At 72.4% G+C, this 23,636-nt stretch carries 27 protein-coding genes and 1 tRNA gene; 5 read left to right on the forward strand and 23 right to left on the reverse strand.

Going from position 1 to position 23,636, the window contains the following annotated elements; genetic code table 11:
* Positions 1–12: 12 nt before the first annotated feature.
* The 3 genes from AC1DP1_RS02635 to AC1DP1_RS02645 are packed head-to-tail and all read right to left on the reverse strand — an operon-like array spanning position 13 to position 3,939.
* A complete protein-coding gene (locus AC1DP1_RS02635; RefSeq protein WP_457191882.1) occupies positions 13–2,010 on the reverse strand; it encodes a VWA domain-containing protein in 1,998 nt (665 codons plus the stop codon).
* Positions 2,007–2,540 carry an N-acetyltransferase family protein gene (locus AC1DP1_RS02640; RefSeq protein WP_477505519.1) on the reverse strand — a complete coding sequence of 178 codons (534 nt, stop codon included), beginning with the start codon at positions 2,538–2,540 and terminating at the stop codon, positions 2,007–2,009. The genes AC1DP1_RS02635 and AC1DP1_RS02640 overlap by 4 nt, the downstream gene beginning before the upstream one ends.
* Positions 2,533–3,939, reverse strand: a complete 1,407-nt coding sequence (locus AC1DP1_RS02645) for a sigma 54-interacting transcriptional regulator (protein WP_477505520.1) — start codon at positions 3,937–3,939, stop codon at positions 2,533–2,535. The genes AC1DP1_RS02640 and AC1DP1_RS02645 overlap by 8 nt, the downstream gene beginning before the upstream one ends.
* Positions 3,940–4,088: 149 nt before the next feature.
* Here AC1DP1_RS02645 and AC1DP1_RS02650 point away from each other — a divergent pair, with 149 nt between their 5' ends.
* Positions 4,089–4,529, forward strand: coding sequence for a pyridoxamine 5'-phosphate oxidase family protein (locus AC1DP1_RS02650; protein ID WP_457191888.1), 441 nt, complete (start codon positions 4,089–4,091; stop codon positions 4,527–4,529).
* A gap of 16 nt (positions 4,530–4,545) precedes the next feature.
* A complete protein-coding gene (locus tag AC1DP1_RS02655) occupies positions 4,546–6,117 on the forward strand; it encodes a sensor histidine kinase (protein ID WP_477505521.1) in 1,572 nt (523 codons plus the stop codon).
* 99 nt (positions 6,118–6,216) lie between these two features.
* Here the strand turns inward: AC1DP1_RS02655 and AC1DP1_RS02660 are convergent, their stop codons facing one another.
* The 3 genes from AC1DP1_RS02660 to AC1DP1_RS02670 form a co-directional block, all read right to left on the reverse strand.
* The gene (locus tag AC1DP1_RS02660) at positions 6,217–6,828 is read right to left on the reverse strand and encodes a hypothetical protein (protein ID WP_477505522.1); all 612 of its coding nucleotides are present in this window, start codon (positions 6,826–6,828) and stop codon (positions 6,217–6,219) included.
* Positions 6,829–6,951: 123 nt separating this feature from the next.
* Positions 6,952–7,602 carry a response regulator gene (locus tag AC1DP1_RS02665; protein WP_477505523.1) on the reverse strand — a complete coding sequence of 217 codons (651 nt, stop codon included), beginning with the start codon at positions 7,600–7,602 and terminating at the stop codon, positions 6,952–6,954.
* Positions 7,603–7,643: 41 nt separating this feature from the next.
* Entirely contained in the window at positions 7,644–8,126 is a 483-nt protein-coding gene (locus AC1DP1_RS02670) for a GNAT family N-acetyltransferase (RefSeq protein WP_191192999.1), read from the reverse strand.
* 96 nt (positions 8,127–8,222) lie between these two features.
* On the opposite strand from AC1DP1_RS02670, the gene AC1DP1_RS02675 reads away from it, so the two are divergent.
* Complete coding sequence (locus tag AC1DP1_RS02675) at positions 8,223–8,603, forward strand: VOC family protein (protein ID WP_300046632.1); 381 nt, start codon at positions 8,223–8,225, stop codon at positions 8,601–8,603.
* A gap of 28 nt (positions 8,604–8,631) precedes the next feature.
* Here AC1DP1_RS02675 and AC1DP1_RS02680 read toward each other — a convergent pair whose 3' ends face one another.
* Both AC1DP1_RS02680 and AC1DP1_RS02685 read right to left on the reverse strand, forming a co-directional pair.
* A complete protein-coding gene (locus AC1DP1_RS02680) occupies positions 8,632–9,168 on the reverse strand; it encodes a DinB family protein (protein ID WP_477505524.1) in 537 nt (178 codons plus the stop codon).
* 79 nt (positions 9,169–9,247) lie between these two features.
* Positions 9,248–9,784 (reverse strand): hypothetical protein, encoded by a 537-nt coding sequence (locus tag AC1DP1_RS02685; RefSeq protein WP_300046636.1) that lies wholly within the window; start codon positions 9,782–9,784, stop codon positions 9,248–9,250.
* A 51-nt stretch (positions 9,785–9,835) separates the two neighbouring features.
* Between AC1DP1_RS02685 and AC1DP1_RS02690 the strand changes: the two genes are divergently transcribed.
* The gene (locus AC1DP1_RS02690; protein WP_477505525.1) at positions 9,836–10,213 is read left to right on the forward strand and encodes a YchJ family protein; all 378 of its coding nucleotides are present in this window, start codon (positions 9,836–9,838) and stop codon (positions 10,211–10,213) included.
* Here AC1DP1_RS02690 and AC1DP1_RS02695 read toward each other — a convergent pair.
* From AC1DP1_RS02695 to AC1DP1_RS02715, 5 genes are read right to left on the reverse strand one after another with little or no spacing between them, the layout of a single operon-like run.
* Positions 10,203–10,832 (reverse strand): YigZ family protein, encoded by a 630-nt coding sequence (locus tag AC1DP1_RS02695; RefSeq protein ID WP_477505526.1) that lies wholly within the window; start codon positions 10,830–10,832, stop codon positions 10,203–10,205. The two genes, AC1DP1_RS02690 and AC1DP1_RS02695, sit on opposite strands and share 11 nt — an antisense overlap.
* The gene (locus AC1DP1_RS02700) at positions 10,829–11,905 is read right to left on the reverse strand and encodes a YihY/virulence factor BrkB family protein (RefSeq protein WP_477505527.1); all 1,077 of its coding nucleotides are present in this window, start codon (positions 11,903–11,905) and stop codon (positions 10,829–10,831) included. Before AC1DP1_RS02700 ends, AC1DP1_RS02695 begins: the two co-directional genes overlap by 4 nt.
* Before the next feature lie 57 nt (positions 11,906–11,962).
* Positions 11,963–12,742, reverse strand: a complete 780-nt coding sequence (locus AC1DP1_RS02705; protein ID WP_457191904.1) for a sulfite exporter TauE/SafE family protein — start codon at positions 12,740–12,742, stop codon at positions 11,963–11,965.
* 14 nt (positions 12,743–12,756) lie between these two features.
* Positions 12,757–13,203 carry a hypothetical protein gene (locus AC1DP1_RS02710; RefSeq protein ID WP_477505528.1) on the reverse strand — a complete coding sequence of 149 codons (447 nt, stop codon included), beginning with the start codon at positions 13,201–13,203 and terminating at the stop codon, positions 12,757–12,759.
* Positions 13,200–14,618 carry a cystathionine beta-synthase gene (locus AC1DP1_RS02715; RefSeq protein ID WP_477505529.1) on the reverse strand — a complete coding sequence of 473 codons (1,419 nt, stop codon included), beginning with the start codon at positions 14,616–14,618 and terminating at the stop codon, positions 13,200–13,202. Before AC1DP1_RS02715 ends, AC1DP1_RS02710 begins: the two co-directional genes overlap by 4 nt.
* 61 nt (positions 14,619–14,679) lie before the next feature.
* Between AC1DP1_RS02715 and AC1DP1_RS02720 the strand changes: the two genes are divergently transcribed.
* Positions 14,680–15,729 (forward strand): SGNH/GDSL hydrolase family protein, encoded by a 1,050-nt coding sequence (locus AC1DP1_RS02720; RefSeq protein WP_477505530.1) that lies wholly within the window; start codon positions 14,680–14,682, stop codon positions 15,727–15,729.
* 111 nt (positions 15,730–15,840) lie between these two features.
* Here AC1DP1_RS02720 and AC1DP1_RS02725 read toward each other — a convergent pair whose 3' ends face one another.
* The 10 genes from AC1DP1_RS02725 to eno form a co-directional block, all read right to left on the reverse strand.
* The gene (locus AC1DP1_RS02725) at positions 15,841–16,692 is read right to left on the reverse strand and encodes a Bax inhibitor-1/YccA family protein (protein ID WP_477505531.1); all 852 of its coding nucleotides are present in this window, start codon (positions 16,690–16,692) and stop codon (positions 15,841–15,843) included.
* A gap of 145 nt (positions 16,693–16,837) precedes the next feature.
* On the reverse strand, positions 16,838–18,106 hold the full coding sequence (locus tag AC1DP1_RS02730) for a calcium-binding protein (protein WP_477505532.1): 1,269 nt from the start codon (positions 18,104–18,106) through the stop codon (positions 16,838–16,840).
* Positions 18,107–18,128: 22 nt separating this feature from the next.
* Positions 18,129–18,202: transfer RNA gene (locus AC1DP1_RS02735), tRNA-Leu, on the reverse strand.
* A gap of 18 nt (positions 18,203–18,220) precedes the next feature.
* On the reverse strand, positions 18,221–18,778 hold the full coding sequence (gene def, locus AC1DP1_RS02740) for a peptide deformylase (protein WP_477505533.1): 558 nt from the start codon (positions 18,776–18,778) through the stop codon (positions 18,221–18,223).
* 10 nt (positions 18,779–18,788) lie between these two features.
* Positions 18,789–19,307, reverse strand: coding sequence for a glycine cleavage system transcriptional repressor (locus AC1DP1_RS02745; protein ID WP_477505534.1), 519 nt, complete (start codon positions 19,305–19,307; stop codon positions 18,789–18,791).
* Positions 19,308–19,311: 4 nt separating this feature from the next.
* Positions 19,312–20,136, reverse strand: coding sequence for a uracil-DNA glycosylase (locus AC1DP1_RS02750; RefSeq protein WP_477505535.1), 825 nt, complete (start codon positions 20,134–20,136; stop codon positions 19,312–19,314).
* On the reverse strand, positions 20,133–21,065 hold the full coding sequence (locus AC1DP1_RS02755) for a Ppx/GppA phosphatase family protein (protein ID WP_477505536.1): 933 nt from the start codon (positions 21,063–21,065) through the stop codon (positions 20,133–20,135). The genes AC1DP1_RS02750 and AC1DP1_RS02755 overlap by 4 nt, the downstream gene beginning before the upstream one ends.
* 4 nt (positions 21,066–21,069) lie before the next feature.
* Positions 21,070–21,579, reverse strand: a complete 510-nt coding sequence (locus AC1DP1_RS02760) for a DUF501 domain-containing protein (protein WP_477505685.1) — start codon at positions 21,577–21,579, stop codon at positions 21,070–21,072.
* A 41-nt stretch (positions 21,580–21,620) separates the two neighbouring features.
* Entirely contained in the window at positions 21,621–22,244 is a 624-nt protein-coding gene (locus AC1DP1_RS02765) for an FtsB family cell division protein (RefSeq protein WP_477505537.1), read from the reverse strand.
* A gap of 18 nt (positions 22,245–22,262) precedes the next feature.
* A complete protein-coding gene (gene eno / locus AC1DP1_RS02770) occupies positions 22,263–23,540 on the reverse strand; it encodes a phosphopyruvate hydratase (protein ID WP_457187379.1) in 1,278 nt (425 codons plus the stop codon).
* Positions 23,541–23,636 lie beyond the last annotated feature (96 nt).

Below are 23,636 nucleotides of genomic sequence, written 5' to 3' on the forward strand. Positions count from 1 at the left end.
CCCGCACCAGGCCTAGACCCAGAACCCCCGGCCGCCGCCGTAGAAGTCGCCGAAGTGCTCGCGGTACGACGACGCCGGACCGCGCGAGCCGAGATAGGACCCGACGACCGCGGCACCGAGGTCGTCGAGCTCGGGACTCACCATGCGCCCGTCGACCCGGCGCGCCATCGAGTCGATGAAGCGCGCCAGACCGGGGTCCTCGCCGAGCCGGAAGAACGTCGTCTGCGCGCCCAGCCGCGCGGCGGCGTCGAGCTCGCGCACCGAGTGGGCGATCGTCAGGGGGTGCGGCGGGTAGGAGAACCACACCTCGCCGTCGGGCTCGAGGTGCGCCGTCGGCTCGCCGTCCGTGACCACCAGCAGCACGGGCTGGGCGTTGGGGTGCTTGCGGAAGAACCGGTTGGCGAGCAGCAGGCCGTGGTGGAGGTTGGTCCCCTTGTCCCACCGCGCGTCGAGGGCGGTCAGCTCCTCGATCTCCATCACCTGCGCGTGACGGCCGAAGGCGATCAGCTGGATGTCGTCGCCGCGGAAGCGGGAGCGCACCAGCTGGTGCAGCGCGAGCGCCGTGCGCTTCATCGGCACCCACCGGCCGTCCATCGCCATCGAGAAGGACGTGTCGACCAGCAGTGCGACCGCGGCCTGCGTGCGGGCCTCGGTCTCGACCACCTCGATGTCGTCGACCTGGATGCGCACCGGTGAGGCTCCGCCGTCCCGGAGCACGGCGTTGGTGATCGTGCGCGGCACGTCCCACGGCTCGGTGGAGCCGAACTCCCACCGCCGGGTCGCGCCCGACGGCTCGCCCGCGAGCCCTGTCGTACGCGTCTCCCGCGCGCCCGACCGGCCGCTCATCCGCTCCGCGACGTCGCGCAGGAGCGCCTTGCCGAGCTGGCGCATCGCCTTGGGCGAGAGCCGCAGCTCGCCGTCGGAGCCGCGCTTGAGGTAGCCGCTGTCGCGCAGCGCCCGCTCGAGCTCCTGCAGGGTCTTGGCAGCCACGGCAGCGTCCGGGCCGAGCTGCCCGGCGAGCGCGTCGAGGTCGACGTCGTCCATCCGCGCGCCGTGGTGCGACTGCGCGAGCTGGTCGGCGAGCGCGTCGAGCTGGGCGAGGTCCTGCAACGCGCCGGTGCCGTCGCCGAGACCCATCCCCTGGTCGCCCTCGAATCCCTCCGAGCCCGACCAGTCCTCACCGGGGCGCAGGGCCTGGAGGTTGGCGTCCATCCGCGAGAGCTGCTCCATCAGCTGCGGCGACCCGAAGGCCTGCTGCGAGAGCTCCATCAGCTCCTGGCGCTGCTCGGGCGTCATCGAGTTGAGCATCCGCTGGGCGGCGGCCGCACGCTGGGCGAGCGAGTCGAGCAGCTCGTCCATGTCCTGCGGGTCGTCGGGGAAGTAGTCGCCGTGCTTGTCCATGAAGTCACGGAACTCCTCGTCCGTGACGCCGCCGGCGGCGTGCTTCTCCAGCAGGTCGTTGAGGTCGGAGAGCATCTCCTGGACGGCCTGGCGGTCCTCCTCGGTGGCGCCCTCGAGCGCCTCCTTCATGCCGGCGAAGCGCTGGTCGAGGAGCTCGCGGCCGAGCAGGTCCTTGATCTCCTCGTAGGCCTCGCGCGCCTCCGAGGACTTCCAGTCGTACGACGACAGCTCGCCGACCGCGGCCGGGGTGGAGGACGGCAGGTTGTCGAGCATGAGCTCGCGGAACGCGCGGTCGCCGTCGTCCAGCGTGATGTCGCGGGCCAGCTGCCCGCGCTCGGCGAGGACGGCCTTGTCGAGCAGCTCCTTGACCTCGCGCATCGTGCCGTCGAGGTCGTTGCGCTCCAGGATCTCGCGCCGGCGCTCGGCGACGCGGCGGGCGAGCTCGTCGAGGCCGGCCTGGTCGGTGCCCCCGCGCCGCAGGAACTCGCGCATCGCGCGCTCCGGCGAGTAGCCCGCCATGACGTCCTGCCCGATGGCGTCGAGCGCCTCGCCGAGGTCGACGGGCGGCGCGAGCGGGTCGCCGCCGTCGTACTTGCGGAACCGGCTCATCGCGCGCTCGTCCCCGGCTGCTCGTCCAGCCGTTTGCGGAGCCAGACGTCGTCGGGCCACTCGCCGTCGGAGACCCGCTCGACCTCCTCGAAGCCGCGGGCGCGGTAGAAGTCGAAGGCCTGGTCGTTGCCGTCGACGACCTCCAGCCAGAGCTCGTCGCCCTCGACCATCGCCTCGACGTCGGCGAGCAGCCGGCTGCCGATACCGCGGCCGTGGTGGTCGGGGTGGACGTAGAGCTTCCACATCACCTCGCGGTCACCGGTGACGTGCGGGAAGTCGCGATAGGACTGCGAGAGGCGTCCGAGGTTGGCCAGCGCGACGACCTCGCCGTCGACCTCCGCGACGAGGTGGGGGTTGCGCGCCAGCGACGTCTCGAAGACCTCGGGGACCCACCACTCGTCGAGCATCCGCTGGGCGTACGCCGCGTCGATGGGGCCATAGGTGGGTGGCACGACGGCCTCGCCGAGCGCGCGGAAGGCCGGGACGTCGGCGAGCGTGCCGGGCCGGACCGTGACGACCGGGTCAGCCATAGACGGTCTCCCCTGCGTCGGTGTCCTTGCCGATGCGGCGGGCGAGGTAGAGCCCCTCCAGGGCCAGCTCGATCGCGGCCGCCCGCTCGCCGTCGTTGGTGGCACCGAGCCGGTCGCACACCGCGTCGTAGAGGTCGGACTCCCCCAGCACCGGCAGCCCGGCGAGGAAGTCGCGGGCGCCGACGCGGGCGCCGGTGCTGACCATGGCGCCCTCCTCGATGGCCTCGACCAGCAGGCGCAGGTCGATGCCGGCCAGGTGCGCGCGCACGGTCTCGGCGACCGCGGTGCGGAGGAGGTGGGTGAGGATCTCGGTCTCGCGACCCTCCTCGCCGGTCTCGAACTCGATCTTGCCGCCGAGGACGTCGACGGCGGTCTCCAGGTCGACGACGCGCGCCACCGGCTCGTCCTCGCCCTGGGTGGTGGCGCGGTGCAGCGCGGCCGCGGCGATGGTCTCGGCGCCGGCGATCGCGAAGCGGGCGCTGACGCCCGAGCGCTGGTCGACCGACTGGGAGTCGCGCAGGTGGCGGGTGAACCGTGCCAGCACCTCCACCAGGTAGTCGGGTACCTCGGCCACGAGGTCGGCCTCCTGCACGATGACGGCGATCTCCTGCTCGACCTCGCGCGGGTAGTGGGTGCGGATCTCGGCGCCGAAGCGGTCCTTGAGCGGGGTGATGATGCGCCCGCGGTTGGTGTAGTCCTCGGGGTTGGCGCTCGCCACGACGAGGACGTCGAGCGGGAGCCGCAGCACGTAGCCGCGGATCTGGATGTCGCGCTCCTCCATCACGTTGAGCATCGCGACCTGGATGCGCTCGGCGAGGTCGGGCAGCTCGTTGATCGCGACGATCCCGCGGTGGCTGCGCGGGATCAGGCCGAAGTGGATGGTCTCCGGGTCACCGAGGTGACGCCCCTCGGCCACCTTCATCGGGTCGACGTCGCCGATCAGGTCGGCGACCGACGTGTCCGGGGTCGCGAGCTTCTCGGCGTAGCGCTCGTCGCGGTGCCGCCACGAGATGCGCAGGTCGTCGCCGTAGGTCGCCACTGCCTGCTGGGAGGTGACGGTGACGGGCTCGTAGGGGTGTTCACCGAGCTCGGAGCCGGAGATGACCGGGGTCCACTCGTCGAGCAGCGCGACCAGCGAGCGCAGGAGCCGGGTCTTGCCCTGGCCGCGCTCGCCGAGCAGCACGATGTCGTGGCCCGCGATCAGCGCCCGCTCGACCTGCGGGATCACGGTGTCGGCGAACCCGTGGAGGCCCGGCCACGGGTCGATCCCCTCGCGCAGCCGCGCGAGCAGGTTGTCGCGCAGCTCCTGGCGCAGGGGCTTGAGCTGGTGGCCGCTCTCGCGGAGCTGGCCGAGGGTGCTGGGTGCGGGGTGCCCGTCCTGCTGGATCGCTTCAGTCACGTCCTCCACGCTAGACCCGTCCGACAACGTCGAGTGCGCTCGAAGTCCGCTCCGATCACCAACTCCCGACCCGGACGGCGCGGGACCTTCGGCCCTGCTGACGACGGCGCCCTCGGGTGAGGCTGGGAGTCCACCTGAAGGAGGCTCCCATGCACACCACCCACGACCTCTCCCGGGAGGACTCCGCGCGCCTGCTCAAGGCCGGCGTGGCGGGCCGGGTCGCGGTCGGCACCCCGACCGGCCCCCACATCGTGCCGGTGAACTATGCCGTGGACGGGGAGTCGATCCTCATCCGCACCACCGCCTACAGCCTGCTCGGAACCTACGGCCGCGGCGCGCAGCTGTGCTTCGAGGTCGACCAGTTCGACTACGAGCTCAAGCGCGGCTGGAGCGTCGTGGTGCGCGGCCGCGGGACCTTCGTCGACGACCAGGACGAGCTCGCGGAGATCGCCCGGTCCTGGGAACCGCACCCCTGGGCGACCGGGCAGCGCAACCTCGTCGTCCGCATCCCGTGGACCGAGGTGACCGGCCGCCAGCTCGGCGGCGGCTGGGACCCGTGGCAGCACCTCCCTGTGCGCCGGCTCGCCTAGCGGCACACTGGTGCGGGTGACGCACACTCCCTCGCCCGACCTCGGCGCCGACGCCCGCCTGCTGCTCGAGGCCGTGACCGCGATCTCCAGCGACCTCGACCTGGCCAGCGTGCTGACGCGGATCGTCGAGGCCGCGACAGCGTTGACCGACGCCCGATACGGCGCGCTCGGCGTACTGGGGGGCGACGGCGAGCTCGTGGAGTTCGTCACGACCGGGCTCGACGACCGCACGCGCGCCCTCATCGGCGACCTCCCCCGAGGCCGCGGCATCCTCGGCGTCATCATCGAGCACCCCTCAGGCCTGCGGCTCACCGACCTCAGTGCCCACCCCGCGTCGGTGGGCTTCCCGGCCAACCACCCGCCCATGACGTCGTTCCTCGGCATGCCGGTGCGCATCCGCGGCACCGTCTTCGGCAACCTCTACCTCACCGAGAAGGCCGGCGGCGGACCGTTCACCGAGGCCGACGAGCAGCTCGTCGAGGAGCTCGCCCGCACGGCCGGCTACGTGATCAGCAACGCACGCTCCTTCGCGCTCAGCGAGCGGCGACGGCAGTGGCTCGAGGCGTCGGCCGACCTGGCCGAGCTGCTGCAACCCCCCGTCGACCTCGACGCCGTGCTGCCGCAGATCGTCACCAGTGCCCGCCTGGTCTCGCGCGCGCAGGCGGTCGCGCTCTGGTCGTCGCTCGGTCCCGAGCAGGACACGGTCAGCGTCGCGCCGGGCGTGGACGCCGGGCTCGTGGCTGCGGCCCTGGCCGACGCACGGGGCAGCGCCGAGTCCGGCACCGGCTCGGCGGTCGTGACCGCCTCGGCCGACGACACACCGCTGGTCGTCGTGCCCCTGCGCTCGCACCTGGCGCCGGTCACCGCCCTCGTCGCGGTCGCCCACCCCGGCTCGGGCCTGCTCGACGTCGAGGAGCGCGATCTCCTGGCGGGATTCGCCGACCAGGTGGCGCTGTCCCTGGACCGCACCCAGGCGCTCGCCGACCGCCAGGAGCTGGCGTTGATCTCCGACCGCGAGCGCATCGCCCGCGACCTCCACGACATCGTCATCCAGCGGCTCTTCGCGACCGGCCTGCAGCTGCAGGGCGTCGCGGCGATGACCGGCGGCAGCGCGATCGCGGACCGGCTCGACAAGTCCGTGGCCGACCTCGACGACACGATCAAGGCGATCCGCGGCACGATCTTCGAGCTCCAGGACCGAAGCGGTGACTCCCTGCGCGCCGCCGTCCGCAAGCTGGTCAAGGAGTACGTCCCGGTGCTGGGGTTCACGCCGGTCGTACGCACCTCCGGCCCCGTCGACACCGCCGTGTCGCAGGCGCTCGGCGCCCAGCTGCTGGCCGTGCTGCGGGAGGCGGTGTCCAACGTCGCCCGCCACGCGCTCGCCGACGGCGCCGAGGTCGATGTCGTCGTCGCCGGTGACCGGCTCGAGCTCCGGGTCGTCGACGACGGCGTCGGCCTGGCCGCCGAGGTCTCCGAGAGCGGGCTGCGCAACGCCCGGCGACGCGCCGACGACCTCGGCGGGACGCTCGAGGTCTCCCGGGTCGGCGAGCGCGGCACGGTGCTCGTGTGGCGGGTCCCGCTGCGCTGACGTCGCCGCGCCCCGGGCGTGCGCGTCAGGCGGGGGTCCCGCCCGCACGCCAGAGGACCCGACGCCGGGGGAGGCGCCGGGTCCGGTGAGGGACGGGTGTCATCGCAGGACGGGGTACTTCCGTACCAAGCTCGTGCGGTTCCACCAGTGACCCAGCCCCCACGTGGTGCCGGCCGCGCCGAGGGCGAGGACGGCCATCGAAATCACGCCGATGAGGTGGTCGTCGACGACCGGGTTGTTCGCCAGCGGGAGCGATGCGGCGTACATGAAGGCGTACATGAGTGCGCCGGCCGCGGTGCCGATCCGCATCCCGACCCCCAGCAGGAGGGTCACGCCGATGCCGAGGAGGCCGGCCATGAAGAGCCAGTCGACCCAGGTCTGGCCGGCGAGGGAGGCGAAGAACCCGTGGAAGGGGTTGTCCGCGGGGACGCCGAAGGTGAGGAACCCCTCGGTGGGGCTGCCCCCGTTGAGCCAGGCGGCGTCCTGGGCCATGAAGTCGGTCCCCGCCCGGGAACCGTCTTCGGCGAACTGGGCCCCGGTGCTGAAGCCCAGGGCGAAGGTCTTGTCGAGGAAGGCCCACAGGAAGGTCACTCCGAAGGCGATCCGCAGGATGGCGAGGGCGCGGGACAGGCCGACCCGGGAGACCTCTTCGGTCTCGGAGGTGGTGACGCCTTCGGTGCTGATGTGGTGCTGGCGGTGGATGACGTTCATCGTCATCTCCTCCTCGGGTGGTGGGTTTGCTGGGTCACCACCACAGTCCCGCGGCCACGCTCGCGGCGTCAGGGCCGCCGGTCACCGGGTCGGCGGGACGAAGGTCCCGCCCGCGAGGGGACCTCAGCGCGGCGCGTCGCCGAGGAGCTTGGAGGCCAGCACGGCCGCCTGCGTACGACGCTCGAGGCCCAGCTTGGCGAGGATGCTGGAGACGTAGTTCTTCACCGTCTTCTCGGCGAGGAACATCTGCTCGGCGATCTGCCGGTTGGTCAGCCCCTCGGCGATGTGGCCCAGCAGGATCCGCTCCTGGTCGGTGAGCGAGGCCAGCTCGTCGGGCGTCTCCGGCCCGTTGCGGATCCGCTCCAGCACGGTCGCCGTCATCGCCGGGTCGATGAGCGACTTGCCCGCTGCGACGTGCCGCACCGCGGTCACCAGGTCGGAGCTGCGGATCTCCTTGAGCACGTAGCCCGAGGCGCCGGCCATGATCGCCGCGAACAGCGCCTCGTCGTCGTCGTACGACGTCAGGATGAGCGCCTTGATCGTCGGGTCGACAGCCCGCACGGCACGGCACACCTCGATGCCCGAGCCGTCCGGCAGCCGCGCGTCGAGCACCGCCACGTCGGGCCGCAGGGCCGGGATGCGTGCGGTCGCCTCGGCCGCGGTCGCGGACTGGCCCACGACGACGATGTCCTCCTGCTGCTCGAGCAGGAACGTGAGTCCCTCACGCACGACGTCGTGGTCGTCGAGGAGGTACACGCGGATCGGCTCGCCCATGGGGACATTCCACCAGATGGGAGGCCCTGCGCGCGCCTGGTTCAGCCCAGGTCGAGGTACATCACGTGCAGGCCGACCCGTCCGTGCCGCGTGCTCTCGAACGCACCGGGCACCGTGCCGACGATCGTGAAGCCGAGGTCCTGCCACAGGCGGACCGCGCCGGTGTTGGTCTCGACCACGGCGTTGAACTGGATGCCGGCGAACCCCTGCTCACGGTGCCACGCGACCATGTCCTCGGCCAGGCGCCGACCGACGCCGCGACCGCGTGCGGTGGCGGCGACCATGAACGACGCCGTGCCGACGTGGGCGCCGCGGCCCGGGCGGTTGGGGCCCATCTTGGCGGAGCCGAGGACGCTGCCGTCCTCCTCGAGGACCGTCACCCGGCTGCCGTCGAACCACCAGCCCCGGGCCTGGTCGGACGTCGCGCCGAGCGGGTAGGCGTAGGTCTCGCCGGCCTCGACGATGTCGCGCCAGAACGGCCAGATCGCCGGCCAGTCCGCCTCCGTCGCCGCCCTGATGCCCATCGCGCGCTCCTCTTCGTCCGACCGGTCTGGAGCAGTCTCCCGATGGCGCCCGAGCGGGCGCACACTGGGGGTGACCAGCAGAGAAGGAGGCGCTCCATGGCGCTCACGCACCGCACGGTCGCGATGATGATGCCGGTCACCGACGTCGACCGCGCCCGCACGTTCTACTCCGAGTCCCTGGGACTCGACTACACCGGCACCAACGACGAGGGCAGCGCGACGTACGCCCTGGACGGCGGCTCCACGCTCGTCCTGCTCCCCCGCCCCGACAGCCGTCCGTCGGAGAGCACCGCGATGAGCTTCGAGGTCGACGACATCGGCACCGAGATCGGCGAGCTCGAGCAGCGCGGGGTGGTCTTCGAGGACTACGACCTGCCCGACCTCAAGACCGTCGACCACGTGTGCGTGATGGGCGCCGAGAAGGCGGCGTGGTTCAAGGACCCCGACGGCAACGTGCTCTGCCTGCACCAGGACTGACCCGGCACGACGTGGGCGGGCGACCCGCTCAGACGTCGGTCGCGCCGTCGACGGACTGGCGGATGAGGTCGGCGTGACCGGCGTGACGGGCGTACTCCTCGACCATGTGGACCAGCACCCAGCGCAGCGTCGCCGTCTCGCCCCTGGCCGGGTCGCGCGGACGCGCGACCTGCCGGCCGAGGTCCGGGTCGGCGGCGAGGGCCGTGTCGAGACAGGCGTCCGAGCGGACGATGGCGTCGGCCAGCAGCGCGTCGAGCTCGGCGTGCGTCGCACCGGCCGCGCTGTGCCAGTCCCAGTCGGGGTCCTCGGCCCACGGAGCGGCGTCCCACGGCGGGGACGCTTCATGGCCGGCCAGGTTGTAGGAGAACCAGTAGTCCTCCACGAAGGCGAGGTGCTTGAGCATCCCGCCCAGCGTCAGGTCGCTGGGCGGGAGTCGCTGGTCGAGCTGCTCGTCCGTCAGCCCGCTCGCCTGCAGCCTGATCGTGGCGCGGAAGTGGTCGAGGTAGGACCGAAGCATCCCGACCTCGTCGTTGCTGAAGGACGGCACCGGCCGCTCGATCGTCATGGCGGCGAACCTAACGCGGGCACGCGCGGGCGCGACACCGGATTTGCCGGGCCGTGCCCGCGCGTCGGCGCGGGTCGGGTCAGAGCGAGGGGCCCTCGCCGCGGAGCTTGTCGACCTCCCCCATCGCGTCTCGCAGCTGGCCGAGCCACTCGTCGGCGTGCTGGCCGACCAGCCGCACCGACCATGCGAGGGCGTCGGAGCGCGACCGGGCGACGCCGGCGTCGACGAGCGTGTCGAGCACCCGACGCTCGGGCTGGCGCAGCCGGGTCATCACCGGCGCGGCGACGTGGGTGAACAGCGCCTCGGTGTCGCCGAGCCGCACCCCCCACGACACCTTGCGCTCGTAGCGGGCCTGGGCCTCGAGGGCGATCTCGATGCGCTCGGCCTTGGTCTCGGACCGGAAGCGGCCGATGCGGCCCTCCGCCTCGGCCCCGTTCACGTCGTCGGCGAGGGTGCCGACGACCAGGATCTCCTCGCGGTCGACGGTGACGTCGACGGCGCTGAACCATGCCTCGGGCAGCCGCCCGTGGAACCACTCGGACGCGTCGGACGCGTCCGGCAGGTCGGCGACCTGCCACCCGCCGCGGCGACCGCGACGGCTCTCATCTGTCTTCATGTATTACATGATTACACCGCAACACAAACGGTGGCCAGTATCGTCGCCCCCGTGCTGTCCACCCCCTGCCCCTGCGGGACCGGTGAGTCGTACGACGGCTGCTGCGGGCCGTTGCTCGTCAACGTGGCGCAGGCGGCGACGCCGGAGCAGCTGATGCGCTCGCGCTACACCGCCTTCGTCACCGGGGACGCCGACCACCTCTTCCGCACCTGGCACCCGCGCACCCGGCCGGACGACGTGCGCCCCGACCCGGGCACCCGGTGGACCGGGCTGCGGATCCTGGCCGCCGAGGCCGACACCGTCGAGTTCGTCGCGAGCTGGGAGGGCGGCGCGATGCACGAGGTGAGCCGGTTCGAGCAGCGCGCCGGCCGGTGGGTCTACGTCGACGGCGAGGTCGACGGAGAGGTCGACGGCGACGTCAGTCGGTGACGTCGACCCAGCGCTCCCCCACTGGGGTCGCCAGGGACCGCCCGCCCGTGGCTGCGGCGACCAGCTCATCGAGCCGCTCCACCCCCTCCGGCGCGGCGGCGAGCAGCAGCCGCACGCGGGCGTCGTACGCCACGTCGAGCACCACGACACCGCGCGACCGCAGCTCGCCCTCGACCCGGCCCGCGTCGGCGTGGTCGAGGTCCAGGGCCAGCTCGGTGAGCAGTGAGCGGCGCAACGCCCCGGCCTCCGCCACCGCGCCGCGCACGGCGTCGCCGTAGGCCCGCACCAGGCCACCGGCCCCGAGCAGCGTGCCGCCGAACCAGCGCGTGACCACGGCGGCGACGTCGCTCAACCCGGCGCCGCGCAGCACGTCGAGCATCGGCGCCCCGGCAGTGCCCGCCGGCTCGCCGTCGTCGGACGAGCGCTGGATCGCACCGTCCGGGCCCAGCACGAAGGCCGAGCAGTGGTGCCGGGCGTCCCAGTGCTCACGCCGCAGCGCGGCGACGAGCGCACGGGCGTCGTCCTCGGTCGCGACCCGGCGCAGCGTGCAGAGGAAGCGCGACCCGCGGTCCTCCACCTCGGCGGTCGCGTCGCGGGCGATGGTGACGTACGACGTCACGCCGGGCGCTGCGGCGACGGCTCGTCCACCGCTTCCGGCGGTGTGGCGGACTCGTCCACCGCGTCCGGCGGCACGGAAGGCTCGTCGGCGTCGAGCTCCAACGGGCCGGGTTCCCAGCGCACCACCACCTTCTCGAAGCCCTTGTGCCGCTGCATCCGCGCGTAGGAGGCGTAGGCGCGGCGATCGGCCTCGGTGAGCACGACGTTGTCGGTGAACGGCGTGAGGAGGGCACGGGGCCAGAGCCGACGAGCCAGCACGACGTTGATCTCGGTCGCCAGGACCGCCATCACCGCACCGATCCAGAGGAAGCCGATGAGTCCGAGGACCAGGCCGAACGTCTTGGTCATCGAGGAGGTGTTGACGAGCACGCGGTCGACGTACGCCGCTCCGCCGAGCTGCAGCACCTGCCACATCACCGCCAGCGCGTACCCGCCCGGCGCCGCCCGCACGAACGAGTGCTGAGCGGTGGCGGCGAACCGGAACAGCAGGGTCAGGAAGGTGCCGACGACGACGACGGTGATCAGCGGGAGCAACAGCTTCAAGCCCTGGTCGAGCGCCTCGCCGAAGAGGTCGGTGGTGCTGGCGACGGTGGAGACGATCGAGACCGCCAGCAGCGAGAACCCCCCGGTCACCAGCAGACCGAGGGTCTTCAACCGGGCGTAGAAGGGGTTGGGGCGGCTGTTGCGCGGTACCGACCACGCGACGTGCTGGGTGTTCTGCAGCGCCTGGCCCAGCCCCATCGCACCGTAGAGCGCCGCGAGTCCACCGATCACGACACCGGTCACCGATCCCTGCAGGCCCTCGGGCCGCCCGAGCTCGTCACCGATGATCGGGAACTGGGCGAGGGCGGAGTCGAGGATCTGCTCCTGCCAGTCGGGCTCGCCGCGCAGGATGAGGCCGAGGATCGAGGTGCCCAGCAGCATCAGCGGGAAGATCGCGATGAAGGCGTAGTAGGTCAGCGCCGACGCGAGGTAGGGCCCTTGGTCGTCGAAGTACTTGTAGACGACTGCGATCGGGAAGCCGAGGACGCGATGGCGCCGCTGGAACCCGTCGACTGCCGAGACCGCTCCCACGAGGTGGAGGCTACCGTCCGGACGCGCTCCTCCCCCGCACCGACAGCCCGGACGCCGTCACCACCACCCGACCAGCTGTCCGCCGAGGCGTACGACGAAGCCGGCGACGACGACGAGGAAGAACACCCGCACGAAGCCTGCGCCGCGCGCCACCGCGAGCCGGGCGCCGAGGTAGCCGCCGGTGATGTTGGCCGCTGCCATCGGCAGGGCCAGCTGCCAGATGACCGCACCTTGCGGCACGAACACCGCCAGCGCCGCCAGGTTGGTCGCCCAGTTGGCGAGCTTGGCCTTGGCGGAGGCCTCGAGGAAGTTGTAGCCGAGCAGGCCGACCAGCGCGAAGACGAAGAACGAGCCCGTGCCCGGCCCGATGGCACCGTCGTAGAACCCGATGGTCAGGCCGGTGAGCACCACGACGGTGAGGTGCTTGCCGCCCTGGAAGCGGAGGTTGGTGAGCTGGCCGACGCTCGGCTTGAACCACACGTAAGCGCCGACGACCACGAGCACGACCAGGATGATGGGGTCGAAGGCGCTGCGCGGCAGCATCGAGGCGACGAGGGCTCCGCCGACCGATCCCAGCCCGGCAGCGAGCATCAGCGGCAGGAAGGTGCGGGGGTCGGGGTGGATGCGACGGACGTACGTCGCCGCGCTGATGGAGGTGCCGCAGAACGACGCGAGCTTGTTGGTCGCGGCGATCTGCACGACCGACGCGCCCGGCAGGCCCAGCAGCAGGGCAGGCAGCTGGATCAGCCCACCGCCGCCGACCACCGCGTCGACGAAGCCCGCGGCCAGTGCCGCCAGCACGAGGAAGAGGATGACCTCGCCGGAGAGGTCACCCATGTCGGTGCCCCACGTCAGCTGGACGTGTCTCGGCGGAACTCCTGGACGACGACTGCGTCGTAGTCCTCAGGCATCGTCGTGCTGAGGCCCGGGCAGATGAACTGCTGGGACTGGTCGGTGACCATCTTCGCGGCCGAGCAGCTGAGCGTCGCGACCGGCGAGCCGTCGGTGGAGAACACCATCTCGAAGAGCGCGGCGCGCTCCTCGTCGGAGGTGTTCTTGATCGTGCCCTTCACCTCGGGCGTGGTGACCTCCTCGAGGCCGGCCGACCGCTTGATGGCGTTGAGCTCCCACCCGTCCTCGACGTCGAAGCCGTTCCAGGAGAAGGCCTTGCCGACCTCCACCTCGACCGGGTCCGTGCTGGTGCTGGTGCTGGCGTCGTCGCTGCTGCAGGCCCCGAGGGCTCCCAGGCAGGCGAGGGCCACCAGGCCTGTGGCCAGACGCGTCGTGGGGCGCCTCACGAGGCGGCCACGAAGGTGAGCAGGTCCTGCCGGGTCAGCACGCCGATGGGCTTGCCGTCCTCCTGGACCAGCACCGCGTCGGCGTGTTCGAGCAGCGACACCGCGTCGGCCGCGGCCTCGGTCGACCCGATCGTCGGCAGCGCCTCGGACATGTGGTCCTCGACCTGGTCGGTCAGCTTGGCGTGGCCGGCGAAGAGCGCGTCGAGGAGCGTGCGCTCGGACACCGAGCCCGCGACCTCGGCGGCCACGATCGGCGGCTCGGCACGGACGACCGGCATCTGGCTGACGCCGTACTCCTGGAGGATGTGGACGGCCTCCGCGATCGTCTCGCCGGGGTGGGTGTGCACGAGGTCGGGCAGCTGGCCCGACTTGCCGCGCAGCACCTCGCCGACGGTGCGGTGGTCGGCCTGCGCGCCGGTGGCGAAGCCGTACTGGCCGAGCCACTCGTCGTTGAAGACCTTGGTGAGGTAGCCGCGTCCGGAGTCGGGCAGCAGGACGACGACGACGGCGTCGGAGCGTCCCTCGGCCGCGAGCTCGTGGGCGACCTGGCGGGCGGCGTAGGCCGCCATGCCGGCGGAGCCGCCGACCAGCATGGCCTCCTCGCGCGCGAGGCGGCGGGTGAAGGCGAAGGAGTCGGCGTCGGAGACCTCGATGACGCGGTCGGCCACGGACCGGTCGTAGGTCTCGGGCCAGAAGTCCTCGCCGACGCCCTCGACGAGGTAGGGACGGCCGGTGCCGCCGGAGTAGACCGAGCCGGCCGGGTCGGCGCCGATGACCTGGACGTCAGTCCCAGCAAGGGCGGCCTGCTCCTTGAGGTAGCGCCCGACACCGCTGATCGTGCCGCCGGTGCCCATGCCCGTGACGAAGTGGGTGATCTTGCCCTCGGTCTGCTCCCAGATCTCCGGACCGGTGGTCTCGTAGTGGGAGCGGGGGTTGTGGGGGTTGGAGTACTGGTCGGGCTTCCATGCGCCGGGCTCCTTGGAGAGCCGGTCGCTGACGTTGTAGTAGGAGTCCGGGTGCTCCGGCGCGACGGCCGTCGGGCAGACCACGACCTCGGCGCCGTAGGCCTTCAGCACGTTGCGCTTGTCCTCGCTGACCTTGTCGGGGCAGACGAAGACGCACTTGTAGCCCTTCTGCTGGGCCACCATCGCCAGGCCGACACCGGTGTTGCCGGAGGTCGGCTCCACGATCGTGCCGCCGGGCTGGAGCTCGCCGGACGCCTCCGCAGCCTCGATCATCCGGCTGGCGATGCGGTCCTTCACCGACCCGCCGGGGTTCAGGTACTCCACCTTCGCCAGCACCAGCGGGGCGTCTGCGCCGTCCCCCTGGTCTCCTCCGGGAAGGTCGAGGGTCCGGCTGAGCCGGACGAGCGGGGTGTTGCCGATCAGGTCGAGGAGCGAGTTCACGTACTGCACCGGGCCAATCTAGCCGTCTACTCGTCCGTAGCCGTCACTGCCGGTTGCGTAGCATCGGGGCGTGGGGGCAACAGGAGCAGCACGCAAGCTGGCATCGGCCGCGGCCCTGGGCGGCGGCGGGCTCTCCGTCCTCGGCGCCGGGCTCTACGGGGTCCTGGTCGCCGAGGCGAAGATCGCGCGGAGGCTGATCGGCAACGCGAACGACGTACCTCCGCAGGCGACGGGCTGGTACGGCCGCGGCCGACCGGGCCCGGCGATCCGCATCGCCCTGCTCGGGGACTCCAGCGCCGCCGGCTACGGCGTGGACCGCGTCGAGGAGACGACCGGCGCGCACCTCGCCACGGGGGTCGCCGCGCAGGCGGACCGCCGCGTGCACCTGCGTTCGTTCGCCGTCGTTGGGGCGCAGTCGAGCGCGCTGGCCGAGCAGGTCGACGCCGCCCTCGGCACCCACCCCGACCTCGCCGTCGTGCTGATCGGCGCCAACGACGTCACCCACAGCGTGCTGCCGTCCGCGTCGGTGCGCCACCTCGCCGAGGGCGTACGACGCCTGCGCGAGCAGGGGGTGGCCGTCGTGGTCGGCACCTGCCCCGACCTCGGCACCATCCGGCCGATCCCGCAGCCGCTCAAGCAGGTCGCGCGCGAGTGGTCGCGCCGGCTGGCGGCCGCGCAGACCATCACCGTCGTCGAGAACGGCGGCCGCTCGATCTCGCTCGGCGACATCCTCGGCCCGGAGTTCGACGCCGCACCGGCGCTGCTGTTCGGGCCGGACCGCTTCCACCCCTCGGCCGACGGCTACAAACAGCTCGCGTCGGTGCTCATCCCCTCCTGCCTCGCGGCCCTCGACCTGCTGCCCGAGGACGAGGCGCTGCCCGAGCCGCGCCGCCGCGAGGGCATCCTGCCGGTCGCGGCCGCGGCGGTGCGCGCCGCTCGTACGCCCGGCACCGAGGTCGACGGCACCGAGGTCGGCGGCACCCAGCGTGGCCTCCGCGGCCGCTGGGTCGAGCTCCGGCACCGCCGGCGCCGGCCCTCGACCGACGCCGAGTCGCCGGGCGAGCACGAGGACGCGGTCGAGGACCCCTCGGCCGACTCGGCTGCCGCTGGCGGTGCCTGAGCGACATTCCCAGCCTGCGGAACGTGGGTGGGCCACCGCTCCCGACATGCCGCCGGCCCGCCCGAGCTGAGCTCGAGCGGGCCGGCGGAGTGGATCAATTGATGAGCTGGATCAGTCGCCCCGCATGATCGCGAGGATCCGGAGCAGGTTGGTGTAGATCCACACCAGGCTCACGGTGAGGCCGAAGGCCGCGCGCCACGACTCGCGCTCGGGAAGGCCGGCGGCGACGCCGTTCTCCACGAAGTCGAAGTCGAGGATCAGCATGAACACACCCAGCACCAGGCCGGCAAGGGCGAAGAGGAAGCCGATCGGGCCGCTGCCGTAGAGCGGCGACTGGATGCCGAAGAAGCTCAGCACCAACGACAGCAGGCCGAGGCCCACCATGCCGAACATGCCGGCGATGACGCCGCGGCGGAACTTGTCGCCGACCTTGATGTCGAGGAACTTGTAGGCGGCGAGCGTGCCGATGAAGGCGGCGAACGTGCCGAGGACCGCGCTCATCACGATGCCGGGGTACTGCGCCTCGAACAGCGCGCTGATCGCACCGAGGGCCACACCCTCGGCGAGCGCGAACGCCATGACCAGGGCCGGGCTGATGATCTGCTTGAACGAGTTGACCAGCGACAGCAGGAAGGCGCCACCGGCACCCAGCATGGACAGCAGGTAGACCTGTCCGAGGTCTGCGTTGCTCGAGACGTCACCGATCCACCACCAGGTGGCGAACGCGGCGACGAAGACGAGGGCGACCGAGATGGCTGTCTTCTGGACGACCGAGTCGACCGTCATCCGGCCCTGGTCGACCTGGCCGGGCGTGCCGGTGCCCCAGGTCGAGGGGTCGGTGCCGGCGTCGCCGTAACCGGGGTAGGACGAGCCGCCGGCGGCGTAGGTCTGGTTGCCGTAGGAGTTGGAGGAGGCTCGGTTGAACTCCTCGGAACGGGCGAAGACGGGGTTGTTGCTTTTCATGGTCTCTCCTTGGAGGCCGCCTCCGGAGGTTCCGGAGGGTCGACGTCGTCGCGGTGACGACGCCTGTCGTGTCACCTCACTCTAGCCGGGGTGACATGGGTTCAAACGTGGGCGGAGGGCGCGCTGTTCCCGTCACAGCAACTTCTCAGGATGCGCCCCGCAGCTCGCATCCGACCAGCTCCTCGCCGCGGCAGCGGTCCTCGCCGCGCCCGCCGACGACCCGGTCCCGCCCCTTGCCGCCCAGCAGCACGTCGTCGGCGTACGACCCGATGAGGACGTCGTCGCCCCCGCGGCCGCGTGCGGTGTACGCCGCCCCGCCCCCGACGCGGTCGTCCCCCGGGGTGCCGAGGTAGGTCCACCGTCCGGCGTTGTGCGGCATGGTGATCTGCTCCGCCGACGACACGACGGCCCGGGTGCGGCGGCCGTTCGCGTGGCGCACGCGGAACAGCTCCTCGCGGTGGTCGAGGACACCGCGCGTGCGGCCGAAGCTGCGGAGCACGGCGAGCGAGACGTGGTCGCGACCACCTCCACCGGTGACGGTGTGCCGGCCTCCCGACAGGTAGACGTCGACCTCGTCGCGCCCCGGACCGGCGTCGATGGTCGTCGCTCCGCCCGACTTGCGCACGTGGTCCGCACCCGCGCCGCCCAGCAGCGTGTCCGTGCCGCCCGTGGAGTCGACGAAGTCCGCGCCCGCGCCGCCGTCGAAGTGGTCGTCGGCGTCCTCACCGGGAGTCGGGGAGTACTCGTCCCACGCGTTCATGACGAGGTCGTCCCCACCCCGGCCCTCGATCCAGTCCCCTCCACCCTGGCCGACCAGGTGGTCGTTGCCCTCGGTGCCGAGGATCCGGTCGGCGTGCACCGAGCCGAGCACCTCCACCGCAGGACCTTCGGAGCTCGCCGGCGCCGGTACGACGACGACGTCCGTGCCCTCGCCGACCGCGGTGCCGGCGACGAGGTCGAGCGTGACGCCGGCGGCCGCGTCGGTCAGGTCGAGGGTGTCGGCCGAGTTGTAGTCCCCGGCGACGACGGTGTTGGCGCCGAGGTCGACGAGGTCGTCGCCTGGCCCGGGCACGAGAGTGTCCCCGACCGGCGAGGGCGCGTCCTCGAACTGCGGCACGAGCCCGTTGTCGCCGCCGAAGAGACGGTCCGAGCCCGGGCCGCCGATCACGACGTCGGCGCCCGCGTCGCCGCACAGGACGTCGTTCCCCCCACCGCCGTCGATGGTGTCCGGGCCGGCGAGACCGGCGATCACGTCGTCCCCGGGCGTCCCGGTGAGCTCGTCGTCCCGGTCGGTCCCCACGATGGTGGCCGCGCGCCCGTCACAGGTGGCGCCGGCCGCGTGGCCGCTCGCCGCTCCAGGCGCGAGTGCGGCCGCCACCAGGCACGCGACCCCGGCCAGTCGTCGTACGCGCATCGTCGTCCCCCTTGCTCGAGAGTGCCCCGGCTGGGGTTCGAACCCAGACTGTGCGGTTTTTAAGACCGCTTCCTCTACCGGTTGGGATACCGGGGCAGCGACCTGGGAGCCAGGTCAGAGGTACGTCTTGCGAGCGTAGACGGCGTGCGCGCCGGCCGCGCGGTCGAGGAAGAGCAGCCCGTCGCAGTGGTCGATCTCGTGCTGCAGCGCCCGCGCCTCGAAGGCCTCCGCCTCGATCTCGACCTCCTCGCCGGTGCCGGGCAGCTGGCCGCGTACGACGACGCGGCTGGGGCGCTTCACGTCACCGGTGAAGTCGGGGACCGACATGCAGCCCTCGCGCGCCTTCTCGTTGCGGCTGCCGGAGACGACCTCGGCGTTGCACAGCACGAAGGTGCCGTGGTGGTCGCGGGTCTTGGGGTGCTCGGACACGTCGACGCAGAACACCTTGGCGCCCACCCCGACCTGCGGCGCGGCGAGCCCGACGCAGCCCGGCGAGACGCGCATGGTGGCGACGAGGTCGGCGGCGAGGCGTACGACGTCGGGCGAGGTCGGGTCGACCGTCTGGCCGGGCGTCGACAGGACGGCGGCAGGGGCGCGGACGACCTCGCGCAGCTCCCCGGCCACGCCGAGGTCGGTCTCGGTCCACTCCAGGACCCGGGGGTTGAGGCTCATCCGGGCGCGCTCAGAGCTCGTCGGTCTCGGCGGCGCGGAGCGTGACCCCGACGCCGAGGTCGGCGGCGACGCGGGACAGCTCGCCCTCGACGGTGGCCACGTCGGCCCCGGCCGGCAGGTCGACCTCGGCGACGAGCAGGTAGAGGTCGCCGGCCAGGCGGGTGGTGAGGTCGGTGATGTTGCCGCCGACGCCCGCGATCACCCCGACGACCGCGGACACGATGCCGGGGCGGTCGCCGCCGTGGACCGACAGCACCCACGCCGTCGCGTCGCCGGCCTCCGAACGCCCGGCAGGCACCTCGCGGACGGTCACGGTGAGGCTGCCGTCGGCGGTGAGCGGCGCCAGGGCCTGCTCGATCTCGGCATCGGCGGCCGAGCCCTCGCACACCAGCATCATCGCGAAGTGACCGCGCAGCAAGGTCATCGTCGAGTCCTCGAGGTTGAGGCCCAGCCCGGCGAGCTTGTCGGTGGTCTCGGCGATGATGCCGGGACGGTCGTGGCCGAGGACGGTGATGGCGTGGAGGGTCACCGGATCATTCTGTCAGCGCCCTCGCGCGCACGAAGACGTCGTCCGTCATCTCCCGCGTCAGCCGTCGGGTGTAGGTGTTGTGCGGCGACGGGTGGTAGCAGCCGACCAGCGTGACGTCGCCCAGGGCGACCTCCGCGCCGTGGCCGAACTTCGGCCGCGTCGACGGCGCGGGCGCCCCCGCGGCGACCAGCGAGCGCACGGCGCCGTCCCAGCCGAACGAGCCGAGCGCGACGACGACCCGCACCGTCTGCAGCAGGGCCAGCTCCGCGGCGATCCACGGGGCACACGTGTCGCGCTCGACCGCGGTGGGCTTGTTCTCGGGCGGCGCACAGCGCACGGTCGCGACCATCCGCGCGTCGACGAGGCGCTGGCCGTCGCCGGCGTGCTGGCTGGTCTCCTGCACCGCCCAGCCGGTGCGGTGCAGGCTGGCGAAGAGCCAGTCCGCGCTCGGGTCGCCGGTGAAGATCCGCCCGGTGCGGTTGCCGCCGTTGGCGGCGGGGGCCAGCCCGACGATCAGCAGCGAGGGCTCGGGGTCGCCCCAGCCGGAGATCGGGCGCCCCCAGTAGGGCTGGTCGGCGAACGACGCCCGCTTCTCGACCGCGACGCCCTCGCGCCAGGCCACCAGCCGGGGGCACGCCGCGCACACGCTCACCCGGGCGTCGAGCTCGGCCAGCGGCACGTCGGTCGCGAGTCGTCGTACGCCGTCGGCGTCGCGCGCGACCGGGGTCTCCGCGGTCGCCGGGTCGTCGGGCCAGCCGGTGCCGGGAGTGACCGGGCTGGTGAAGGCGCCTCCCACGACCGGGTGCGGGAGGAGGACCGGCTCGCTCATCGGGCGATCGCGGCGGCCATGCCGTGCAGGATGTCGGCCTCCGAGACCACGTGCTCGATCACCGGCACCCGGTCGAGGATGCGGCTCCAGATGAGGGCGCCCGCGCCGATGACGTCGGCACGTCCGGGGTGCATGTAGGGCAGCGCGCGCCGCTCCTCGACCGTCAGCGCGAGCAGGTCGTCGACGAAGGACGCGGTGGCGGCGTTGGGCAGCACGGCCTGGTCGAAGGCCTCGCGGTCGTAGGAAGCCAGGCCCAGGACCCCGCACGCGATCGTCTTGACCGTGCCGGAGGTGCCGATGACGGTGCGGGCGCGGTCCAGCGGGATCCCGGAGTCGTCGAGGTGCCGGTCGATGTCGGCCACGCACGCCGCGAGCTCCTCCGCGGTCGGCGGGTCGGTGTGGAGGTGGCGCTCGTGGAGGCGGACGGACCCGATGTCCATCGACACCGCCTGCCGGTCGCCGCCCTGCCCGAGCACCAGCTCGGTGGACCCGCCGCCGATGTCGACGACGAGCACCGGCTCGGGCGGCATCGGGACCTGTGCCGCGATCGCGCCGGCGTAGACCAGCGCGGCCTCCTCGTCGCCGGTCAGCACCTCCGGCTCGATGCCCAGGCGACGGCGTACGCCCTCGGCGAAGACGGCAGCGTTGCTCGCGTCGCGGGTCGCCGACGTCGCGCAGAAGCGGACTCGCTCAGGCGGGACGCCGTGGTCGCGGAGCATCCCGGCGAGCTCGTCGATCGCCGCGAAGGTGCGCTCCAGCGCCTCGTCGGCCAGCACGCCCGTGCGGTCGACGCCCTGCCCGAGGCGTACGACGCGGGAGTCGCGCAGCGCCACGTCGAGCTGCCCGTCGTCGCGCACGGTGCCGATGAGGAGCTTGATCGAGTTGGTCCCGCAGTCGATGGCCGCGACGGTCGCCTCGAGGTTGCTCATCGGGTCATGGTGCAGGCGGCTGCTCGACGCACGGCCCCGACGCCCACCAGTCGCCGAGCCGGTCGAGGACCTCGTCGCCGAGCGGGTTGACCCCGCGCCCCATCGCGAGCGACTGGCCGGCGAGGACGTGGAGGCACTTCACCCGGTCGGGCATGCCGCCGGCGCTGATGCCGTCGATCTCGGGGACGTCGAGCCCGGCCCGCTCCCCCACCCCGGCGCGGAACGCGAGGTAGCGCTCGTGCGCCGCGCGGTAGGCCACGGCGAGCTCCTCGTCGGTGCCGAGCCGCTCCTGCATCTCCTTCATCACGTGGGTGCCCTCGAGGGTGCCGATGCGCGAGGCCGCGCGGGGGCAGGTGAGGTAGAAGGTCGTCGGGAACGGTGTGCCGTTGGGCAGCCGCGGCTCGGTGGTCACGACGTCGGGGTTGCCGCAGGGGCACCGGTGGCCGATCGAGTCGATGCCGCGGGGGCGCCGCTTGAGCTGGGCGCGGATCACGGCCTCGTCTGCTGCGTCGATGCGTGGATTGTCGCGGGGGGTCTCGCGGGGGGTCTCGTCACTCACTGCTTGGTCCCGTCGACGAGGTCGACCGGCTCCTCCTCGGGCGGGGGCGGGTTTCCGGCCAGCTCCATCGACTCCCACGCCGACGTCCACCAGGCCGTGGGCACGGTCTTGATCACGTCGTCGGGGTCGTTGAGCGAGGCCTGCGCCTCGAGCGGCTCGCCATCGGGCCCGATCACCTCGAAGCCGGCCTCGCCGGGCATCAGGTAGCCGAACCGCGCGCGGGCCTGCGCCTTGACGTAGGCCGGGTCGTCCCAGCGCTTCTTCTCCCGCTCGAGGTCGTTGATGCTGGCCTCGCGCTCGGCGATCTGCACCTTGAGGTCGCCGATGTGGGACCGCTGCTGCAGGTAGGCCCGCAGCGACGACGCGTAGGACACGGTCAGCACCGCGAGCACCAGCACCAGCACCGCGGCACGGCCCGTGAAGCGGGGTCGACGCGCAGCGCTGCGCCGGGCGGCCGGACGCGAGGCCGCGGCGACCGGCTCAGCGGTGCGTGCGGGCGTCGTACGCGTCCCGGCTGCCCGCGGCCGTGAGCCGCGGGCGCCGGGGTGCGTGCTGGAGCCCTGCCGCGGGCCGCGCGATCCGCCGGGCCCGGCCCGAGGAGTGCGGCGCTGGGAAGGCATGCAGGCAAGTGTGCCTGCTCAGCCGCCGAATCGCGGGAAGGCACCCCGGCCGGCATAGCGAGCCGCGTCACCCAGCTCGTCCTCGATGCGGAGGAGCTGGTTGTACTTCGCGACGCGGTCCGAACGAGCGGGTGCGCCCGTCTTGATCTGGCCGCAGTTGGTGGCCACGGCGAGGTCGGCGATCGTGGTGTCCTCGGTCTCCCCGGAACGGTGGCTCATCATGTTGCGGAAGCCGGCGCGGTGGGCCAGCTCGACGGCGTCGAGGGTCTCGGTGAGCGAGCCGATCTGGTTGACCTTGACCAGCATGGCGTTGCCCTGGCCGCCGTCGATGCCGCGCTGCAGGCGCTCGACGTTGGTGACGAACAGGTCGTCGCCCACCAGCTGGGCCTGCGTGCCGAGGGCGTCGGTGATCGCCTTCCAGCCGTCCCAGTCCTCCTCGTCGAGCGGGTCCTCGATGGAGACGATCGGGTAGTTGGCGACGAGGTCGGCGTAGTAGTCGACCATCGCGTCGGTCTTCACCTTCTTGCCCTCGAAGGTGTAGGAGCCCTTCTCGAAGAACTCGCTGGCGGCGACGTCCATCGCCAGCGCGATGTCCGTGCCGAGGGTGAAGCCGGCGGCCTTGACGGCCTCGGCGATCAGGTCGAGCGCGGCGCGGTTGCTCTCGAGGTCCGGGGCGAAGCCGCCCTCGTCGCCGAGGCCGGTCGAGAGGCCCTTCTTCTTCAGCACCGACTTGAGGGCGTGGTAGACCTCCGCTCCGTGCTGGAGGGCCTCGCGGAAGGTCGCGGCGCCGATCGGCGCGATCATGAACTCCTGGACGTCGACGTTGGAGTCGGCGTGCGCGCCACCGTTGACGATGTTCATCATCGGCACCGGCAGCAGGTGGGCGTTGGGCCCGCCGACGTAGCGGAAGAGGGGCAGGCCGGCCGACTCGGCGGCAGCCTTGGCGGTGGCGAGCGACACGCCGAGGATCGCGTTGGCGCCCAGCTTGGCCTTGTTGGCCGTGCCGTCGAGGTCGAGCATCGTCTGGTCGACGAGGCGCTGGTCGTCGGCGTCGAGGCCGACGACCGCACCGGCGATCGAGTCGATGACGCCGTCGACGGCCTTCTGCACGCCCTTGCCGAGGTAGCGCTTGCCGCCGTCGCGCAGCTCCACCGCCTCGAAGGCGCCGGTCGAGGCGCCGCTGGGCACGGCCGCCCGGCCGAACGCTCCGTCGTCCAGCAGCACCTCCACCTCGACGGTGGGGTTGCCGCGCGAATCGAGGATTTCGCGGGCACCGACGGCAGAGATGATCGACATGGCAGGACTCCTGGTGGGGAACGTCTGAGGGATCTCGTGGGCAACCGCCAGCCTAGCCACGCACGACGCGTACGTCGCCGGGGTGTCCGTGGGCGC

This window comes from Nocardioides sp. P4_G10 (genome assembly GCF_056401175.1).

Bases quoted from the DNA above. Each gene is read 5' to 3' on its own strand.
- AC1DP1_RS02725 (WP_477505531.1), bottom strand. From the start codon at position 16,692: ATGAAAAGCAACAACCCCGTCTTCGCCCGTTCCGAGGAGTTCAACCGA.
- AC1DP1_RS02650 (WP_457191888.1), top strand. From the start codon at position 4,089: ATGCACACCACCCACGACCTCTCCCGGGAGGACTCCGCGCGCCTGCTC.
- AC1DP1_RS02635 (WP_457191882.1), bottom strand. From the start codon at position 2,010: ATGAGCCGGTTCCGCAAGTACGACGGCGGCGACCCGCTCGCGCCGCCC.
- AC1DP1_RS02705 (WP_457191904.1), bottom strand. From the start codon at position 12,742: ATGGGTGACCTCTCCGGCGAGGTCATCCTCTTCCTCGTGCTGGCGGCA.
- AC1DP1_RS02660 (WP_477505522.1), bottom strand. From the start codon at position 6,828: ATGAACGTCATCCACCGCCAGCACCACATCAGCACCGAAGGCGTCACC.
- AC1DP1_RS02665 (WP_477505523.1), bottom strand. From the start codon at position 7,602: ATGGGCGAGCCGATCCGCGTGTACCTCCTCGACGACCACGACGTCGTG.
- def (WP_477505533.1), bottom strand. From the start codon at position 18,778: ATGAGCCTCAACCCCCGGGTCCTGGAGTGGACCGAGACCGACCTCGGC.
- eno (WP_457187379.1), bottom strand. From the start codon at position 23,540: ATGTCGATCATCTCTGCCGTCGGTGCCCGCGAAATCCTCGATTCGCGC.
- AC1DP1_RS02675 (WP_300046632.1), top strand. From the start codon at position 8,223: ATGGCGCTCACGCACCGCACGGTCGCGATGATGATGCCGGTCACCGAC.
- AC1DP1_RS02670 (WP_191192999.1), bottom strand. From the start codon at position 8,126: ATGGGCATCAGGGCGGCGACGGAGGCGGACTGGCCGGCGATCTGGCCG.
- AC1DP1_RS02755 (WP_477505536.1), bottom strand. From the start codon at position 21,065: ATGAGCAACCTCGAGGCGACCGTCGCGGCCATCGACTGCGGGACCAAC.
- AC1DP1_RS02640 (WP_477505519.1), bottom strand. From the start codon at position 2,540: ATGGCTGACCCGGTCGTCACGGTCCGGCCCGGCACGCTCGCCGACGTC.
- AC1DP1_RS02730 (WP_477505532.1), bottom strand. From the start codon at position 18,106: ATGCGCGTACGACGACTGGCCGGGGTCGCGTGCCTGGTGGCGGCCGCA.
- AC1DP1_RS02685 (WP_300046636.1), bottom strand. From the start codon at position 9,784: ATGAAGACAGATGAGAGCCGTCGCGGTCGCCGCGGCGGGTGGCAGGTC.
- AC1DP1_RS02680 (WP_477505524.1), bottom strand. From the start codon at position 9,168: ATGACGATCGAGCGGCCGGTGCCGTCCTTCAGCAACGACGAGGTCGGG.
- AC1DP1_RS02765 (WP_477505537.1), bottom strand. From the start codon at position 22,244: ATGCCTTCCCAGCGCCGCACTCCTCGGGCCGGGCCCGGCGGATCGCGC.
- AC1DP1_RS02750 (WP_477505535.1), bottom strand. From the start codon at position 20,136: ATGAGCGAGCCGGTCCTCCTCCCGCACCCGGTCGTGGGAGGCGCCTTC.